Source organism: Rhodopseudomonas sp., from assembly GCF_048594845.1.
GTDB lineage: Bacteria > Pseudomonadota > Alphaproteobacteria > Rhizobiales > Xanthobacteraceae > Rhodopseudomonas.
Genome location: NZ_JBMDXE010000375.1, coordinates 11,892 through 28,809 on the forward strand (window position 1 = coordinate 11,892; position 16,918 = coordinate 28,809).

11 protein-coding genes and 1 pseudogene are annotated in these 16,918 nt (G+C 63.0%); 9 read left to right on the top strand and 3 right to left on the bottom strand.

Annotation, left to right across the window (positions count from 1 at the left end; all coding sequences use genetic code 11):
• The first annotated feature begins 11 nt into the window (after positions 1-11).
• From ACOJTD_RS25865 to asnB, 8 genes are all read left to right on the top strand, one after another.
• Positions 12-2,693, top strand: coding sequence for a type I secretion system permease/ATPase (locus ACOJTD_RS25865; protein ID WP_420135717.1), 2,682 nt, complete (start codon positions 12-14; stop codon positions 2,691-2,693).
• A complete protein-coding gene (locus ACOJTD_RS25870) occupies positions 2,680-4,107 on the top strand; it encodes an HlyD family type I secretion periplasmic adaptor subunit (protein WP_420135707.1) in 1,428 nt (475 codons plus the stop codon). The genes ACOJTD_RS25865 and ACOJTD_RS25870 overlap by 14 nt, the downstream gene beginning before the upstream one ends.
• Positions 4,108-4,399: 292 nt before the next feature.
• Positions 4,400-5,299 (top strand): metallophosphoesterase, encoded by a 900-nt coding sequence (locus tag ACOJTD_RS25875; RefSeq protein ID WP_420135708.1) that lies wholly within the window; start codon positions 4,400-4,402, stop codon positions 5,297-5,299.
• A 212-nt stretch (positions 5,300-5,511) separates the two neighbouring features.
• Entirely contained in the window at positions 5,512-6,147 is a 636-nt protein-coding gene (locus tag ACOJTD_RS25880; RefSeq protein ID WP_420135709.1) for a 4'-phosphopantetheinyl transferase family protein, read from the top strand.
• A gap of 30 nt (positions 6,148-6,177) precedes the next feature.
• Entirely contained in the window at positions 6,178-7,245 is a 1,068-nt protein-coding gene (locus tag ACOJTD_RS25885; RefSeq protein ID WP_420135710.1) for an alpha/beta fold hydrolase, read from the top strand.
• Positions 7,246-7,281: 36 nt separating this feature from the next.
• Complete coding sequence (locus ACOJTD_RS25890) at positions 7,282-9,240, top strand: non-ribosomal peptide synthetase (protein WP_420135711.1); 1,959 nt, start codon at positions 7,282-7,284, stop codon at positions 9,238-9,240.
• 68 nt (positions 9,241-9,308) lie between these two features.
• Entirely contained in the window at positions 9,309-10,478 is a 1,170-nt protein-coding gene (locus ACOJTD_RS25895; RefSeq protein ID WP_420135712.1) for an acyl-CoA dehydrogenase family protein, read from the top strand.
• 41 nt (positions 10,479-10,519) lie between these two features.
• Positions 10,520-12,211 carry an asparagine synthase B gene (gene asnB, locus ACOJTD_RS25900; RefSeq protein ID WP_420135713.1) on the top strand — a complete coding sequence of 564 codons (1,692 nt, stop codon included), beginning with the start codon at positions 10,520-10,522 and terminating at the stop codon, positions 12,209-12,211.
• 136 nt (positions 12,212-12,347) lie between these two features.
• Here asnB and ACOJTD_RS25905 read toward each other — a convergent pair whose 3' ends face one another.
• The gene (locus ACOJTD_RS25905) at positions 12,348-13,244 is read right to left on the bottom strand and encodes a hypothetical protein (RefSeq protein WP_420135714.1); all 897 of its coding nucleotides are present in this window, start codon (positions 13,242-13,244) and stop codon (positions 12,348-12,350) included.
• A 330-nt stretch (positions 13,245-13,574) separates the two neighbouring features.
• Between ACOJTD_RS25905 and ACOJTD_RS25910 the strand changes: the two genes are divergently transcribed.
• On the top strand, positions 13,575-15,188 hold the full coding sequence (locus tag ACOJTD_RS25910) for a polysaccharide biosynthesis/export family protein (RefSeq protein WP_420135715.1): 1,614 nt from the start codon (positions 13,575-13,577) through the stop codon (positions 15,186-15,188).
• A 299-nt stretch (positions 15,189-15,487) separates the two neighbouring features.
• Here the strand turns inward: ACOJTD_RS25910 and ACOJTD_RS25915 are convergent, their stop codons facing one another.
• Together ACOJTD_RS25915 and ACOJTD_RS25920 are read right to left on the bottom strand one after the other, a co-directional pair.
• On the bottom strand, positions 15,488-16,276 hold the full coding sequence (locus ACOJTD_RS25915; RefSeq protein ID WP_420135716.1) for a class I SAM-dependent methyltransferase: 789 nt from the start codon (positions 16,274-16,276) through the stop codon (positions 15,488-15,490).
• Positions 16,273-16,918, bottom strand: a pseudogene (locus ACOJTD_RS25920) (hypothetical protein); the annotation flags it as partial. The gene ACOJTD_RS25915 and the pseudogene ACOJTD_RS25920, both read right to left, overlap by 4 nt.

The window sequence follows — 16,918 nt, forward strand, 5'->3', positions numbered from 1 at the left end:
TCGCAATGGCGATGCCGAACGACGACAACGTTCCATCGAACACGGGGCTGCTGGCTCTCTGGCTGTTTCTGCGCTCCCATGGCCAGAAAATTTCGATCGACGATGTTCGCAGGCTCTGCGACGCGGACTCCGTCGGCCTCCGCGACATGCTCCGCTGCTCCGGAGCGCTCGGGCTCGCGGCGCGCTCGGGCAAGGTCCGCTGGAAGCAGCTGTCGACCCTGCAAGTCCCCCTGATCGCCGCGTTGCGCGACGGCGGCTTCCTGCTCGTCGGCAAGATCGAGGGCAATGAGGCGATGGTATTGCGACCGGCCACGGCACGGCCGGAGCGGATGACACGTAACGAACTGGATACAATCCGGAGCGGCGACGTCGTTTGGGCCGGAGCTCCCGGCATGGGAGAACGCCTGAAGATCAGGCTCTCCGACATCTCCGCAAAGACATCTCGCCAGATCGCCGATCTCTGGCACCATGCGGCTGCAAGGATCGCGTCTTTCCCCGAATTAATCGCCCGCTGGCGCGGGATGATTCCGCCTCCGCACCCCCGTGCCGGATCAACAGCCGCTCCTTGCACGCCGGACCCCGATGAAGCCGGCCTGCGGGCGCTCGTGACGTTGCTACGATGCCATGGCATCGCTGCTGAACCGACGCAGATCCGGCACCAGCTGGGCACCGGCCAGGTCGGCGTCGCCGACATGCTGCGTTGCGCCATCACGTTCGGATTGAAGGCGCGGGTGCTGAAAACCAGTTGGAGCCGATTGGCCGCCACTCCGCTTCCAGGCATCGCGGTGCTGCGCGACGGCGGCTTCTTGATCCTCGGCAAGGTCGCGGATGACAAGATCCTTGTGCAACGTCCGACCATCGCTCAGCCATTGACGATGACGCAGGTCGAACTCGAGGCGGTGTGGGACGGCGACCTCGTGCTGATGGCGCGTCGCGCATCGCTGTCAGACTTCTCTCGCCGGTTCGACATCTCTTGGTTTGTAGGCGCCATTCACAAGTACAGGTATCTGCTCGGCGAAGTCCTGCTGGCGTCGTTCTTCCTGCAGATATTCGCGCTCGTGTCACCGTTGTTCTTCCAGGTCGTCATCGACAAAGTATTGGTCCACCGGAGCATGAGCACGCTCGACGTCCTGATCGTCGGGCTTGTCGGACTGACCCTGTTCGAGGCCGTTCTTGGCACGTTGCGGACCTACGTGTTCTCGCACACGACCAACCGGATCGACGTCGAACTCGGCGCACGACTATTCCGTCACTTGATGGCCCTCCCCATCGCTTACTTCCAGGCCCGCCGGGTCGGTGACTCGGTCGCACGCGTGCGGGAGTTGGAGAACATCCGCAATTTCCTGACAAGTTCGGCCCTGACGCTGGGCATCGACTTGCTGTTCACGTCCGTCTTCCTGGCGGTGATGTTCTATTACGCACCGCTTTTGACATGGCTGGTCATCGCTTCACTGCCGATCTACGTCGCCATTTCGGTGATTGCGACGCCGCTGTTCCGCAAACGGCTCGACGAGAAATTCTCACGCGGAGCCGAGAACCAGGCGTTTCTGGTCGAAAGCGTCACCGGGGTCGAAACCCTGAAAGCGATGGCCGTCGAGCCCCAAATGCAGCGAAAATGGGAGGAGCAACTTGCCGCCTACGTCGCGGCGAGCTTCCGTGTGCTCAACCTCAACAACGTCGCCAGCGAGGCCGTGCAGACGATCAATAAACTCGTCACGGCGGCAACGCTCTATTTTGGCGCCCGCCTTGTCATCAGCGGAGACCTCAGCGTCGGCGAGCTCGTCGCCTTCAACATGATGGCCGGCCGTGTCAGCGCGCCGGTCCTGCGGCTGGCCCAGATGTGGCAGGATTTCCATCAGGCCCGCCTGTCGGTGGACCGGCTTGGTGACATTCTCAACACTCTGCCGGAGCCCGGCTTTCACCCTGGACGCGCCGCGCTGCCGGCGATCCGTGGACACGTAACCTTCGAACACGTTCACTTCCGCTACCGGGTCGACGGTCCACAGGTGCTTCACGACGTGTCCTTCACGGTCCAGCCTGGCCAGATCGTAGGTATCGTCGGTTCATCGGGATCCGGGAAAAGCACGATCGGCAAGCTGCTGCAGCGGCTCTACGTGCCGGAAGGCGGCCGGGTGCTGGTCGATGGCGTCGACCTCGCGATGGTCGACCTGTCGTGGCTCCGGCGCCAGACAGGGGTCGTTCTGCAGGAGAACGTGCTGTTCAACAGTACGATCCGCGAGAACATCGCGCTGTCGGATCCGACCCTGCCAATGGAAAAGGTGATCGCGGCGGCAAAACTCGCCGGAGCTCACGACTTCATCCTCGAACTTCCGGAGGGTTACGACACGGTGGTCGGCGAGCGTGGGTCCAGCCTGTCCGGAGGACAGCGTCAGCGCGTCGCGATCGCCCGAGCCCTGATCACAGATCCGCGCATTCTGATCTTCGATGAAGCCACCAGCGCACTCGACTACGAGAGCGAACGCGCGATCCAGCGGAATATGGCGTTGATCGCCGAGGGACGAACCGTCTTCGTGGTCGCACACCGGCTGTCCACCGTGCGTCACGCGGACCGGATCATTACTATTGAGCGCGGGCGGATCGTCGAGGATGGTGCGCATGACGATCTGATCCAGAGCAATGGCCGCTACGCAAAGCTGCACTACCTGCAGGCAGGTCTCCATGAGGTCCGCTAATCAGAACATCGTTCCCTTCCGCAAGGCAGAGATGCGGCGCCGCGAGCACGAAATTGCCTTTCTGCCAGCAGCACTCGAGATCACCGAGCGGCCCCCCTCGCCGGCCGCGCGGGCACCGGCGGCAAGTATCATCGCGGTGTTCGTCTTCGCGTTGCTGTGGGCATCGGTCGGCAGCGTCGACATCGTAGCGACGGCGACTGGCAAGATCGTGCCGGGCGGTCGGACCAAGCTCATCCAACCTTTCGAGACCGGCGTCGTGCGAGCCATCCACGTCCGGGACGGCCAGACAGTCAAGACCGGCGATGTCTTGATCGAACTCGACCCCACAATGCTTGCGGCCGACCACGAGCGCCAGAGGGGCGACCTGATGGCGGCGGGCCTGGAAGTCGCGAGGCTTCGGGCAGCCCTTCAGGACGACCCGCTCGCGAGCTTCAGACCACCGCCAGGCGCGCAATCAGACCAGGTCGAGATGCAACGCCAGTTCCTGATCAATCAGCGCGCCGAATTCACCTCGAAGCTCGCCGAGATCGGGCGGCAACAGGCACAGAAGGAGGCCGAGCGGGCAACGATCGCGGCCAGCGTCGCCAAGGTTCAGGCGACCATTCCGGTGTTGCAGGAAAAGATCGACATCCATAAGAGCCTGCTCGACAAGGGGCTGGCGTCGCGGGTGGTCTATCTGACCCAAATGCAGGAGCTTGTGGGCCTGCAACAGGACATCCTTGTACTCACCAGCCGGCTGACGGAGGCCGACGCCGCAATCTCGCTGCTGAAGGAAACGCGGGAAAAGACCGCGGTGGAGTATCGGCGCAACATTTACGACGCCCTCGCCAAGGCCGAGCAGAAGGCCAACGAGCTGGCTCAGGATACGATCAAGGCCGAGCAACGAACCCGGCTGCAGCGGCTGACATCGCCGGTCGACGGCACGGTACAGCAGCTTGCCGTTCACACCGTCGGGGGCGTAGTGACTCCGGCCCAGGCGCTGGCCGTGGTGGTGCCGAGCGAGAGCAAGTTGGAGATCGAAGCGACGGTCTCGAACCGCGACATCGGCTTCGTCCATCCCGGACAGGAAGCCGAGATCAAAGTCGATACGTTCAACTTCACACGCTATGGCTTGCTGCAAGGCGAAGTGGTCAGCGTCTCCTCCGATGCCGTCACCCGCGAGGCGCCCCGGGCCGGCCACTTCGACCGTTCCACCGGGGGTGGTTCGGCGGCCTTCGAGCAGCGAGGGCAGGACCTGGAGTACGTCGCACGAGTGGCGCTCGCCCGCACCGACATGCAGATCGACGAGAAGCTCGTGAAGCTCACGCCCGGCATGGCCGTCACGGTCGAGATCAAGACCGGCTCACGCAAGATCATCAGCTATTTGCTGTCACCTCTCGCGCGGTATCGGCAGGAGACGCTCCGCGAGCGCTAGCAAAGAACTGGTCGCCGGTGGACGTCAAGCACAATACGATAAGGTCCTTGCACGGATCCTGCGGAATCGCGCACCGTCGAAGCTTGTCACATTCCCGAGAACTGCATTGCTTTTCATGGCTATGACGCTCAGCAAAGCTGGCGGACGCGAGCCTCGGAATTCGGGCGGAGATCGCGCACTTCTCCCCACGCCGGCGGCATGACATATACTCCTGGCGTTCTCATTCGCGAACGCCTCGAAGATTGTCCGGTCTAGTGCATCACGCGAGGACGAATTTGAAAGCCGGAATTGAATGCTGAGCAGACGCAGCCTTCTTGTGGCGCCGCTGTTTGCCACCGCCACCGGCGCCTACGGTGTCGGGATCGAGCCGCTGCTGCAGACGAACGTCACGCGATACCGAGTGACGCCTGAATCATGGCCAGCAGGCTTGAAACTCAAAGTCGCTGCAGTTGCCGATGTCCATGCCTGCGAGCCGTGGATGGATATCGAGCGGATTGAAGAGATTGTTCACCTCACCAATGGCCTCGGGGCCGATCTGATTGTCCTGCTCGGTGACTACGTGGCCGGCCACAACAAGATCACCGCGATCGTGCCGGACCAGGAATGGGCCAAAGCTCTTGGGCGCTTGCGCGCACCTCTTGGTGTCCATGCGATCCTCGGTAACCACGATTGGTGGGCGGACAAGAAGGCGCAAAGGCTGGGACGCGGGCCGATCGCGGCCCGGCTTGCGCTCGAGAATGCAGGCATCCCGGTTCTGGAAAACGCCAATGCCCGTCTCACCAAGGACGGCCGGGATTTTTGGATAGCGGGCCTTGCCGAGCAGGAAGCTATCCTCGGCTATTCTTCGGGACGTTACGTCAAACGCGGCGTCGACGATCTCGACGCCACGCTGGCGGGAGTGCCCGCCGATGCGCCGGTCGTCCTGCTGGTTCACGAGCCGGACATCTTCCCACGCGTCCCGGAACGGGTTGCGGTCACGCTCGCAGGCCACACGCATGGCGGCCAGGTGCGTCTCCTCGGCAATGCGTTGTTCGCGCCATCGGACCTCAGCCTGACTTACTGTTATGGCCACTTCTTTGAGGGCGGGCGGCACCTGATCGTTTCGGGTGGGCTCGGCTGCTCCTGGTGGCCGGTCAGATTCGGCATGCCGCCAGAAATCGTTCTTGTCGAAATCGAAGGCCCTGCGACCTGACGTCCTTCGCCGAGCCGCGGGACGATTGAAGCCTTCAGGCAAGGCCGCCACTGGCGTCCGAGGGCCCCCTAACCCTTTAGGGGTAGACGGCGAATACTGGTAGCCCGACGACCGGAACAATTGACGAGAAAGGGGTAGTCACGATGGGGCGTTGAGGCATTGCGGTGATTTCAATTCAATCAGCCATCCGCTGATTTGAGACTATCGCGATCATGACGCTGGCTTTCGAAACTGACGGTTTGGTCCTCAAGACCGATGATTTAGAGGTCCTGGCCTTCAAGCTCGACCTGGACCAAGACGCCATTGACGAGATCGGCCTCTGCCTCAACGAGGACGAAAGTCGGCGCGCCATGGGGTTGAGGCTGAGGCAAGATCAGCGCCGCTTCGTCGCGACACGCGGACGTCTTCGGCACTTGCTTGCCGCCCGGCTGGAGATTTGCCCCGCCGACGTCGAATTCGAATACGAGGAGCTTGGAAAGCCCCACCTGTCCTCTCGCATGCGCGATAGCGACCTTCGCTTCAGCGTGTCACGGTCAGCAGACGTCGCGGTCATCGCCCTTACCAACAGCCGGGACGTCGGAGTCGATATCGAGGCAATTCTACCCGTGCCCGAGGCAGACCAGATCGCCTCGCTCTGCCTGTCAGCCGCCGACTACGAATCCTATGCCGCCGTCGATGCGGAGCATCGGCCGAAGGACTTCCTCGAGCGCTGGACTCGATTGGAGGCGGTGGCCAAGGCCTTGGGGTGCGGATTGGGACAGCCGATCGTCTGGAATGAAGAGGATTGGACGGTTACGCGCTTTGTCCCCAGGGCTGGCTACATTGGAACGGTAGTAGTCCGGAATTGAAGTATCGGCCGGGGCAACAACGGCCGTACGATGACGACGGGCGATGAGGAAACCATGAAGCAAGGGATCGGTAGGCCCTTTATTGACGAAATGCTGCAGATCCCCGATCTGCTCGCAATCCTCGCGGCCAAGGATATCAAGGTCTCTGTCGAGCGCGATCGGCTCAGGTGCAGCGCACCAGTCGGCGCGCTGACGGCCGAATTCCGCGATCAGTTGCGGGACCGCAAAGGCGACATCATCGCCTTTCTTAACATGGCTTCAGCCGCGGCCGTTCAGCAGCCGGCAATCATCCCCCTGCAGCCTCACGGGACGCGAACGCCGATCTATGCTGTCCCTGGGCACATCGGAGCACCTTTCTCGTTCCTGGATCTGTCAAAACACCTTGGCGACAATCAACCGTTCTACGCGTTGCAGCCGCCGGGCTTCGACGGACAGAGCGAGCCGATGGACCGGGTTGAAGACATCGCAGCGTATTTTGCCCAGCAGATCATCGACCATCAGCCCGAGGGGCCTTACGTCATTGCCGGCTACTGCTCCGGTGGAGCGACCGCGTTGGAGCTGGCGAAGATCCTTTCCCGGCGCGGGCGGGAGATCGAGTGCGTCGCATTGTTCGGCCCGCTTCATCCAACAACCTACCGGGAACTGCCGCGCCGGCTTTATTTTCTCGCCAGGGGAAGCGCCGATACCATCACGCGCGAACTGGCGAAGCTGCCGAACTTCGGTGCGCGTCTGCAGTATTGTTACGACAGCCTTCGTGGGCACGTTCACTCCCTGCTCACCCGGCTTCGCAGCACCGACATGCCCGCAGTGGTGGACCCGGTGCTCGCGAGCCGCGAGCAGCTCAAATCCACAGCGATCGAGGCTCTCAAGCGGTACATGCCGACGCCCTATGCGGGGCGCGTATGCATTGTTCTTCCGAACAGGGCCTGGCTCAGATCGGGTGCCGCCCCTCATCGATGGCTCCAAGTCGCGCCCCAGGCTGAGTTCTACTTCGGACCGCAGCGTTGCGACGATTTCCGCATGCTGGAGGAGCCGGACGTCCGTGCCATCGCAGAGCTTTATCGCCAGGCCATGCAACAGCCCGATCATCAGACGTGACCTGAGTTTCGGAATTTCGCAGCAGGAGCGTGCCGCATGAACAAGGTGGTATCAATGGCGCTGGACGGCGTAGCAATTACGTTGCCGAGCGATCGTGATCATCGCACGCTTGTGGTGGACTACAACGCCACTGCGGCGCCCTTCCCTTCCGACAAGACGGTCATCGATCTCTTTCGCGACCAGGTGATGCGTACGCCCGATGCCGAGGCGATCCGCTTCGGCGCTGCGACGCAGACGTACCGCGAACTCGACGCCCGTTCGAACCAGTTGACCGCGTATCTGAACTCAGCCGGTGTCGGGCCGGGCCGGATCGTCGCTCTGTATATGGAGCACTCCATCGAAGTCGTCGTCGCGATCCTCGGCATTTTGAAGTCGGGCGCGGCCTATGTGCCGCTGGACGTGGCGACCCCCAAGGGGCGCATCGCGACGATCCTGAAGGACATCAGCAACGGGACCGACGGAGCGAGGCCGGTAGCGGTCACCCAGGCGCGCCTGCAATCCAGCATTTCGTCCGATCTGGCCGACGTTTTCGTGCTGGATGCCGATTTCGGCTCGATTTCCGACCAGCCCGATACAAACCGCCCGTCGGCCGCGGCTCCGGAGCAGCCCGCCTACATCATCTTCACCTCCGGCTCGACGGGCACGCCCAAGGGCGTCGTGATCGAACACCGAAGCCTGGTCAACTACATCTGGTGGGCGGCCCGGATGTATAGCTCCGGCGAAGCTCTCGCATGGCCTCTGTTCTCCTCTCTTGCCTTCGACCTCACCGTCACGACGCTCTTCACCCCGCTCATCACCGGCGGCCGCATCGTGGCCTATCTCGGCGACCCGGGCGTGCAGAACATGGTCGTGCTCAAGGTGGTCGAGGACAATGCAGTCGACATCATCAAGCTGACGCCCGCACATCTCGCGATGATCCGCGGCCCGGGCCTTGCCACGACGAGGCTGCGGAAATTCATCGTCGGCGGGGACGACTTCAAGTCGGAATTGGCCCGCGAGACTAGCACCGCCATTCCGCATCCCGTCGAGATCTACAACGAGTACGGACCGACCGAAGCCACTGTGGGCTGCATGATCCACCGCTTCGATATCGAACGCGACCAGTCCGTATCAGTACCGATCGGCGTGCCGGCGGCCAATATGGGCATCTATGTCCTCGACGAAGGGCATCGGCCCACCGCGCCCGGCATCATCGGCGAGATGTTCATTTCGGGCGTTGGGTTGGCGAGAGGTTACTACCAGCGCCCCGACCTGACAGACGAACGCTTCGTGACGACCGTCGATCCACGGGATGGAATTTCGACACTGCGGATGTACGCGACGGGTGATCTCGCCCGCTGGAGTGCCGACGGGCACCTCGAATTTCTCGGCCGCGCCGACCATCAGGTGAAGATCAACGGCGCACGTATTGAACTGGGCGAGATCGAAGCACGGCTTCTCAACCACCCGCACATTCAAGACTGCGCCGTCGCTGCGATGGCCGAGGATGGCATCGATCGTCTGGTCGCCTACTATGTTTCTTCCACTGCCCTAGCGGCGGCAGACCTGCGGGCACACCTTGCCGAGCAATTGCTGCAGTCGATGATTCCGACGCAGTACGTCCGTCTCGACCGCATGCCGCTCACATCCAACGGCAAAGTAGACCGCAGCTTGCTCCCGCCACCGACCGCGCAAAACAACGAGACCGCCGAGGATTTCGCGGCCCCCGAGACGGAAACCGAGAAGAAGCTCGCGGCGCTGTGGGGCGACCTCCTCAAAGTCAAAGCGATCGGCCGCCACGATAATTTCTTCGAATTGGGCGGCTCGTCGCTTCTGGTGACCCGGGCCATGGCGCGGATGCGAAAGAGTTTTGGTGTCGACGTCCAGCTTCGCAATCTGTTCGAGCGCCCCACCCTGGCGGGACTCGCGGAATTGATCGACGGGATGCGCTGGGTCGCCGCTGCTGGAGCCGCCGCTCCATCGTCGAACGGGCCGACGGAGGAGATCGAACTCTAGCTCACCGCAATCTCGCGAAATCCGCCCCGACATAGGGGCGCTCAAATGTACTGCAGAGGGTAACGACAATGGACAAGGCCTGGGTATCGACGCAAGGACCCGGCCTGCCTTGGGCGGCGGGCGAGTACGAGGCGCTACGCGACCAGGTACGCCGCTTCGTCGAGGAGGAAATCAAGCCTTCTGCACGTCGCTGGGAGCAGGAAGGCTTCGTTCCACGTCCAATCCTGCGCCGCATGGGCGAGCTTGGCTTTCTCGGCATCCGCTACCCGGCCGAATATGGTGGTGCCGAAATGGACGCCGTGGCGTCGGTCGTCTTCGCCGAAGAGCTCGGTCGCTCCACCTATGGCGGCGTCGCCGATACGATCCTCGTCCAGACCGATATGGCTTCCGGCTACGTCTTCCACGACGGCAATAAAGCCCAACGCGACCGCTGGATGCCGGAGATCGTCAGCGGTGCGGTGATCACCGCGGTCGCCATCACGGAGCCGGACGCCGGGTCGGACATCAAGGCGATCCGCACGCGTGCGCGCCGCGACGGCGATTTCTTCGTGCTCGACGGCGCAAAGCTCTACATCACGAACGGCGTTCACGCGGATCTTTACTGCGTCGCGGCGACCACCAATGCCTCGGCAGGCACTAACGGAATTACGATGTTCCTCGTCGAGAAGGGCACGCCGGGCTTCAGCGTCGCCCGCGAACTCGACAAGCAGGGCTGGCGCTCATCGGATACCGCGGAGCTCGTCTTCGACAATTGCCGAATCCCCGCCGACAACATGCTCGGCGCGGAGGGACAGGGCTTCTACGCCATGATGCGCAACCTGCAGAACGAGCGCCTCGTGCTTGCAGCCATGGCTCTGGGCATGGCGGGCGCGGCGATCGACGAGACTCTGGTCTGGCTGAAGGCTCGTCGGGCCTTCGGGGGCGCTCTTTGGGACATGCAGGCGATCCGACACCGTCTCGCGATGCTGTCGGCGAAAGTCGAAGCGGCGCGCGAGTTTCTCTATGCAACCGCCTGGCGCGCGGCGGCAGACGACGATTGCCTGCGAGAGATCTCGATGCTCAAAGCGCTCTGCGGCGAGCTTGTCAACGAGGTCGCCTATGCGTGCGTGCAATTCCACGGCGCCATGGGCGTCATGCGCGAGAGTTCGATCGAGCGGATCGCGCGCGATGCTCGGATGCTGTCCATCGCAGGCGGCGCGACGGAAGTGATGTTGGAAGTGATCGCCTCGCTGATGTGAGTTCGTGAAGCCCCATTCCTTTAGCGTCCGGAGCCTCTGTCATGTGCTCGATCTTCGGCATTTTCGGCCTCCAGGACGATGACGATCGCACGGCCCTGCGTCGGACCTGCATCGATCTTTCGCGGCGCCAGCGCCATCGTGGCCCCGACTGGAGCGGCGTGTACGTCGACGCCGGCGCCATCATGGTCCATGAGCGGCTGTCGATCGTCGATCCGGCCGGGGGCGCGCAGCCACTGCTGTCCGACGACTGCGGCCTGGCCCTGGCCGTCAACGGCGAGATCTACAACCATCTCGACCTGAAGGCTGAACTGATCCAGCCCTACGCCTTCCAGACCGGCTCGGACTGCGAGGTGATCAATGCGCTGTACCGCGAGGACACCCCCGCCTCGTTTCTCAATCGCCTCAACGGAATATTCGCATTCGCGCTATGGGACGCCCAACGGCAGCAGGTGTTGATCGCGCGCGATCCGATCGGCGTGGTCCCCTTGTATTGGGGGCATGACAAGGATGGCCGACTGGTGGTCGCCTCCGAACTCAAGGCGTTGGTCGACATCTGCGCCGATGCCGCGCAGTTTCCGCCGGGACACTGGTATGACAGCGGAACCGATACCCTCACCCGTTACTACGTGAGGCCCTGGCGCGACTACACATCGGTCGAGGGCGTGGCAGCCGATCGCGCCGCGTTGCGCGAGGCCTTCCAACGTGCCGTGCACAGACAACTGATGACCGATGTGCCCTACGGCGTCCTGCTGTCCGGCGGACTTGATTCGTCGCTGGTCGCGGCCGTGGCCGCGCGCTACGCCCGCCACCGCGTCGAGGACAGTGACCGCAGCGAAGCATGGTGGCCGCGGCTGCATTCGTTCGCCATCGGCCTGAAGGGCTCGCCCGACCTAGCCGCAGCAGCAATCGCCGCAGAGGCGTTGGGCACGGTTCACCATGGATTCGAATACACCTTCGAAGAAGGTTTGGACGCGCTGCCGGACGTCATACGCCACGTCGAGACCTACGACGTCACAACCATCCGCGCCTCCACGCCGATGTTCCTGCTGGCCCGGCGAATCAAGGCGATGGGCGTGAAGATGGTGCTGTCCGGCGAAGGCAGCGACGAGATATTCGGCGGCTATTTGTACTTCCACAAGGCGCCCAATGCGCGTGAATTCCACGAAGAGCTGGTGCGCAAGCTCGACGCGCTCAGTAACTACGATTGCCTGCGTGCCAATAAGTCAATGATGGCCTGGGGCGTCGAGCCACGCGTTCCCTTCCTCGACCGGGAATTTCTCGACGTGGCAATGCGCATCGACGCCAAGCACAAAATGGTCGGCCACGGCACGGACGGGGCGCGACGCATCGAGAAGGCGATTCTGCGCGAAGCCTTCGAAGGCTATTTGCCCGAGTCGATCCTGTGGCGTCAGAAGGAGCAATTCAGCGACGGCGTCGGCTACGGCTGGATCGACGGCCTGAAGGCCCATGCCGAAGCCCAGGTCAGCGACCGCGTCATGGCTGCAGCCGACAAGCGCTTCGGTCATAATGCACCGCAGACCAAAGAAGCGTATTACTATCGCCATCTGTTTCAGCTTTTCTATCCGACGCAAGCGGCAGCCGAAACGGTGCCCGGCGGCAAGTCGATCGCCTGCTCATCACCTGCAGCCCTTGCCTGGGATGCCAGCTTTGCCGCCATGGCAGATCCTTCGGGACGCGCCGTAGCGGGCGTTCACCAACGCGCGCTGACCTGATCACCCACGGCCGCGCGGTCGCCTTGCTTGATGCCCTAACTGAACATTGATCTCGACCAGCGCCGATCTGCCGGTCATGGCGGGCACCGGCACAGATACGAGCCCTGAGCAGTAGGCTCAAGGCGGTTGCGCTCCGTCACCGTCCCTTGACGCGCCGCTGCAGCCGCCGCAACTTGCGCCGGAACTCCGCTGCTTCTTCGGCCGACTCGGCCGCCTGCACCCGCTCGGCTTGCAGATCTGCGCGAAGCTTCGCGACCTGGCCGGCAAGCGCATCGGCGCGTTCGCGTTCTTTCTGCGTCGCCTGTTTGATATCGGCGGCTTTCGCTTCGGAGATCTTCTTCAGCTCGGCCGTCTCGTCGCGAAGCTTTGCCACCATTGTCGTTCGGCTATCGAGGTCGCTGCGCGCGGCCGCGAGATCGCGCTCCAAAGCCGCGATCCGATCCTTGTCCTCGGATGAGGCAGGGTTTGCCGCACGAGAGCCCGCGGTCTGCCCACGCGGTTCGGCCGCTTTCTTGGCCTCCTGAGCGGCCCGTGTCTGATTGGCTTCGAGCTCGAGCCGCAGCTTGGCCAGTTCGGCCGCAAGTGCCTCGCTCTTCTCACGTTCCTTCTGAGCGGCCCGTCGGAGATCCGCCACGGCTGTTTCGTAGGTCGTCTTGACCAGAGTGATTTCGTCCTTGGCCCTGGCAGCGAGAGAGACCTGGGCATCCAGCTCGCGCCGCGCCGATGCGAGCTCCTGATCGAGGCGCTCGGATCGCTCGTGTTCGGTCGAGAGATGTTTCAGCAGCTCGATCTCACGCCGAGCACCAGCAAGCTCGATTGCCAGCGGCTCTGCAACGGTCTCCCTCGCCGCTTGCTGGGATCGCTTGGCCAGACTGGCGTCAACGGGAGCTGATGTGGGCGCGCCCGGCTCTGCCGCGAGAGCTGCACTGGCGAGCCATGCCGCCGACAGCAGTAAAGAACCAAATCGCAATGCCTGAACGCGCCGACGCCAGCGGAGAGAGGCACTCGCATCGTTTTCGGTGGGACTAACCATGGGGGACCTGCTCGATTGCGGGCACTATGCACCCCGCTCTCGGGCGATTTCCATGGCCAACATGGAGGACCCCGACTACCCAGATCGGGTTAGAAACTTCCCTTGACCTCACTGCCTAAGCCGCACGATCCGAGCAATTCATGACCAGTTTGCCGAGACGCTGCATGCAACGTCATTTGATCCGCAGAGAAATCCCCATCGCGTAAGGCCCTCAGCAGCCCAGGGAAAATAACTGCTCTTGGATGGCGCGCCAGCGTTTCCGGAAAACGGCTACGCGGGTCATTCACAACGCGAAAGAGGTGCTTCCGAAGGGAAGTTGTGACTCGTCCGATGAAGGAGGACGATGGCACCCTGCATGTCGCCCCATCTTCGTGGGGCTGGATCATCGTGAACGGAGTGCAGCGCGCCATGGGAATTTTTGAGCAAGACGGGCATGTCAGCCCGGCCGCCATTCTCCTCGCGGTGGGGGTCTCGGGCGCGGCCGTGCTGGGAGGCGCGGCGATGAAGAACGCCAATGACTTCGTCGCGGTGGCCGCCGCAGCCCCCACCACAATGCCCGACACATCCAGCGCCGAAGTCATGCGCTCGACCTCGAGCGCGGCATTAGCAGCTGGCCAGCCGGCCACGGAGCTGCCGAAGATGCCGGTCGCGACCGAGGCCGGGAACAGCACAGCGTTCGCCATCGGCGATCGCGTGAAGCTCGCCTTCTACGAGCGAATGGCTGTCGAGGACGATAAATGGGGCCGCGGCGCGTCGGCGATGCGGGGCATCGTTCAACGTCCGGAAATGAGCGGTGAGTACGCGGTCCAGGAGGACGGCACGGTGGCGCTCCCGCTGATCGGGTCAATTCCGGCGGCAGGCCGGTCGCTACAGCAGTTCGTGGCGTCCGTTGCTGAAAGCTCCGAGCAGATCCTCGGGCACAAATTGATGGTCAACATCGTCTCGCTGGAGCGTGCGCCGGTCTACGTGCTCGGTCCGGTCAAAAATTCGGGCTCGTTCAAGTACGCCTCCGGCATCACTGTGCTCCACGCAGTCGCGCTGGCCGGTGGGCTCGACCGCGGTTCGAACGACTCGTACATGAAGATCGAAACCGTCCGGGAAATCCAGAGGCGCAGCGGCGCGGCCGGCTCCATGCTGAAGCTGCTCGCCAGACTCTCGGTGCTGAAGGCCGAACGCGACGGCGTCGCCCCCAGGGTTCCTCCCCAATTGATGGAGTTGGTCGGTGCAGCGGACGCCAAGACCCTGATCGAGGAACAGATCGAGCGTCGCAAGCCGTTGCTGCTGGCCCGCCAGGAGCGGCAGCGCGCGATGACTGGCGCGATCGAAGCTGCCAAGCAGGACCTCGAGCTTTACGGCCGAACAGAAACCCTCGATCAGCTGGTGAAGACACGCCAGGAACGCGTCGACAACATGCGCGCGTTAGTGGAGCGCAACGTTCTCAGCAAAGCGGTGCTCAGCCAAGTGCAGGGTGAACTGTCCGACGCCGAGCAGCGGCGTCAGGATTCCCTCAACCAATACGGGATGGCCAAACAGCGCCTGACCGGAATGCAAGCCGACGCCCTCAAGGTTCAGTCGGACCTAAAGAACGAACTCGCGGTGGAAATCGACGCCATCGAGCGGCAGCTTTCCGAGAACGAACGCGAGTTTCGCACTAGCGAGGGCATCCTGAGCAGCCTGCCCTCGATGCGATCACAGGTCTCGTTCACGAAGCGGGCCAGCGACATCAACTACAGCATCGTGCGGCAGTCCTCGAAGGGGCCGATCACCATCCAATCCGATGGCATGACGCTGTTGCAGCCGGGCGATCTGGTCAGCGTTACGCTCGGCGCCAGCGACTCCATCCAGGGAGAGCCGGCGGTTCTCGCGCCGGCCCCGCCGCAGGCTCCGGCGCCAGCGGTGCCGATCGGGTTACGGTCCACGGACAAGAAAGTCGCGCGCGACTAACTCCGAGCGCGACCGTCATCCACGCACACACTTGGATCGCAACATCAAGAAGGCTTTCGGTATCGCCGAAAGCCTTCTTTCATTCTGTCTCGACCTCGCGAGTGATCGGTACGGTTTGGCTGACATGCGGCCGGGAGACGCGCAGGCCGTGGCGACAGCACGTTTGCTGTCCTACCACCGCGTCCGCGACGAACACTCCACGCGGGCGACGATAGATGGATCGGCGGGTCATAAGGGTCTCGACTGGCGCGGGACCACAAATACACGGCGGGACGTACGTCTCGGCAGCGATTGTCTTGTCAGGCGGGGCGCTTGGCTACGATCATCGTGGAGACCCCGAACCTGCGCAACGGGGATCGTTCGATGAGGGGCATCAAGCGGCGGTACGCCGAAAGCACAAATGTCGGCATCCACTGATAGAGCTCGAACACCGGGAGCACGTAGTCCACCTTCTCGATCTCGAAGCCGGCAGCGGCCACCGTGTCGCGCAGCTCGTGCGGCCAGTAGTTGCGCGCGGACATCACCTTGGTCGCCAGCGAATAGGGCAACCATGGAAGCAGCGGGATCGGAAACCCGAAATCGCGCCCCATGAATCGCATACCGTGGCCTTCGAATGGAAACCAGCGGTTCGGGCTTATGACCACCAACCGGCCTCCCGGGCGCAACACGCGACGCAATTCGCGCAGCGTCGCCGCTTCGTCGGCAACATGCTCGAGAACCTCGTTCATCAGAGCGGCGTCCACCGAGGCGGCCGGCAGCGGAAAATTATCGGTGCAACACAGATATTCCGTGCGTTGCGCGCGGCGGTCGCCCCGCTCCAGCGCGGCCTGCCTGCGGTGCAAGGCCTCATCGATGCGGGATTGCTCGGGATCGACGCCGATGGCCCTGGCGGCGCCGGCGGCTACCAGTGCCTCCGTGTAACCGCCGTCCGCGCAGCCGCAGTCGAGCCAGACACCCTCGAGCAGCCCCAGCGCCTTCAGCTTGCCGAGGCGATAAGCGAGATTGGTCCCGAAAGCGGTCGAACCGCCGGGATGACGATAGCGCGGCGCGGTTCTGGTCTGGGCGATCGGCATCGGGCTGATGGTCATGTGTCGGCTCCCTTCGCAGTGAGGTAGATGCCGGCTGACGGCGGTTCGCACGAAGCGGGATTATCGATGGGCGGGATTCGCTTGCCCTGAGCACTGCCAAGTTTCGGGCGAGGCTCCATTGGATGCAGATCCGGACTGGCGGGTCGGGAAGCCCCTCCGGAAGAAGCCGCGTAGGCCGCATACAGCATCAAGCACATCCCTTCGATACTGACCGCGACCGTCCAGCCCACCACCAGGCCTCCGAGCCCCCCAAGCTCTGCGCCGACCACTGCAAAACAGAGCTCCAGAATTCCTCCGAGCAAGAACCACGGGGATGATCGGCGCATGGCATCGTTCAACCGCGCCAAGGTGCACGCATGAAACTTGAGCGTCGATCCGAGCAAGCTGAAGCCTAGGAATCGCAAGCTCGAGCCGGCGATGTCCGGATAGGCCGGATTGAAAGCGGCCAGGATCTCCCGCGAGTAGATCAGGACGAATACCGCACAGGCCGTGGAGAACAGCAGGGATCCGCCCAGTGACACGACGAAATTGTGTCGTGACTGTTTGGGACTGGCGCGCACGACCGGAAACAACACGGTCGCCATCACCGCTGGAATCATCGCAGCGGTGGTGATCAGCATCCAAACCACCGCGAAGGCCGCA

Excerpts from the sequence above, each read along its gene's own strand:
- ACOJTD_RS25865 (WP_420135717.1), top strand. The coding sequence starts at position 12 with ATGCCGAACGACGACAACGTTCCATCGAACACGGGGCTGCTGGCTCTC.
- ACOJTD_RS25870 (WP_420135707.1), top strand. The coding sequence starts at position 2,680 with ATGAGGTCCGCTAATCAGAACATCGTTCCCTTCCGCAAGGCAGAGATG.
- ACOJTD_RS25875 (WP_420135708.1), top strand. The coding sequence starts at position 4,400 with ATGCTGAGCAGACGCAGCCTTCTTGTGGCGCCGCTGTTTGCCACCGCC.
- ACOJTD_RS25880 (WP_420135709.1), top strand. The coding sequence starts at position 5,512 with ATGACGCTGGCTTTCGAAACTGACGGTTTGGTCCTCAAGACCGATGAT.
- ACOJTD_RS25885 (WP_420135710.1), top strand. The coding sequence starts at position 6,178 with ATGACGACGGGCGATGAGGAAACCATGAAGCAAGGGATCGGTAGGCCC.
- ACOJTD_RS25890 (WP_420135711.1), top strand. The coding sequence starts at position 7,282 with ATGAACAAGGTGGTATCAATGGCGCTGGACGGCGTAGCAATTACGTTG.
- ACOJTD_RS25895 (WP_420135712.1), top strand. The coding sequence starts at position 9,309 with ATGGACAAGGCCTGGGTATCGACGCAAGGACCCGGCCTGCCTTGGGCG.
- asnB (WP_420135713.1), top strand. The coding sequence starts at position 10,520 with ATGTGCTCGATCTTCGGCATTTTCGGCCTCCAGGACGATGACGATCGC.
- ACOJTD_RS25905 (WP_420135714.1), bottom strand. The coding sequence starts at position 13,244 with ATGGTTAGTCCCACCGAAAACGATGCGAGTGCCTCTCTCCGCTGGCGT.
- ACOJTD_RS25910 (WP_420135715.1), top strand. The coding sequence starts at position 13,575 with ATGAAGGAGGACGATGGCACCCTGCATGTCGCCCCATCTTCGTGGGGC.
- ACOJTD_RS25915 (WP_420135716.1), bottom strand. The coding sequence starts at position 16,276 with ATGACCATCAGCCCGATGCCGATCGCCCAGACCAGAACCGCGCCGCGC.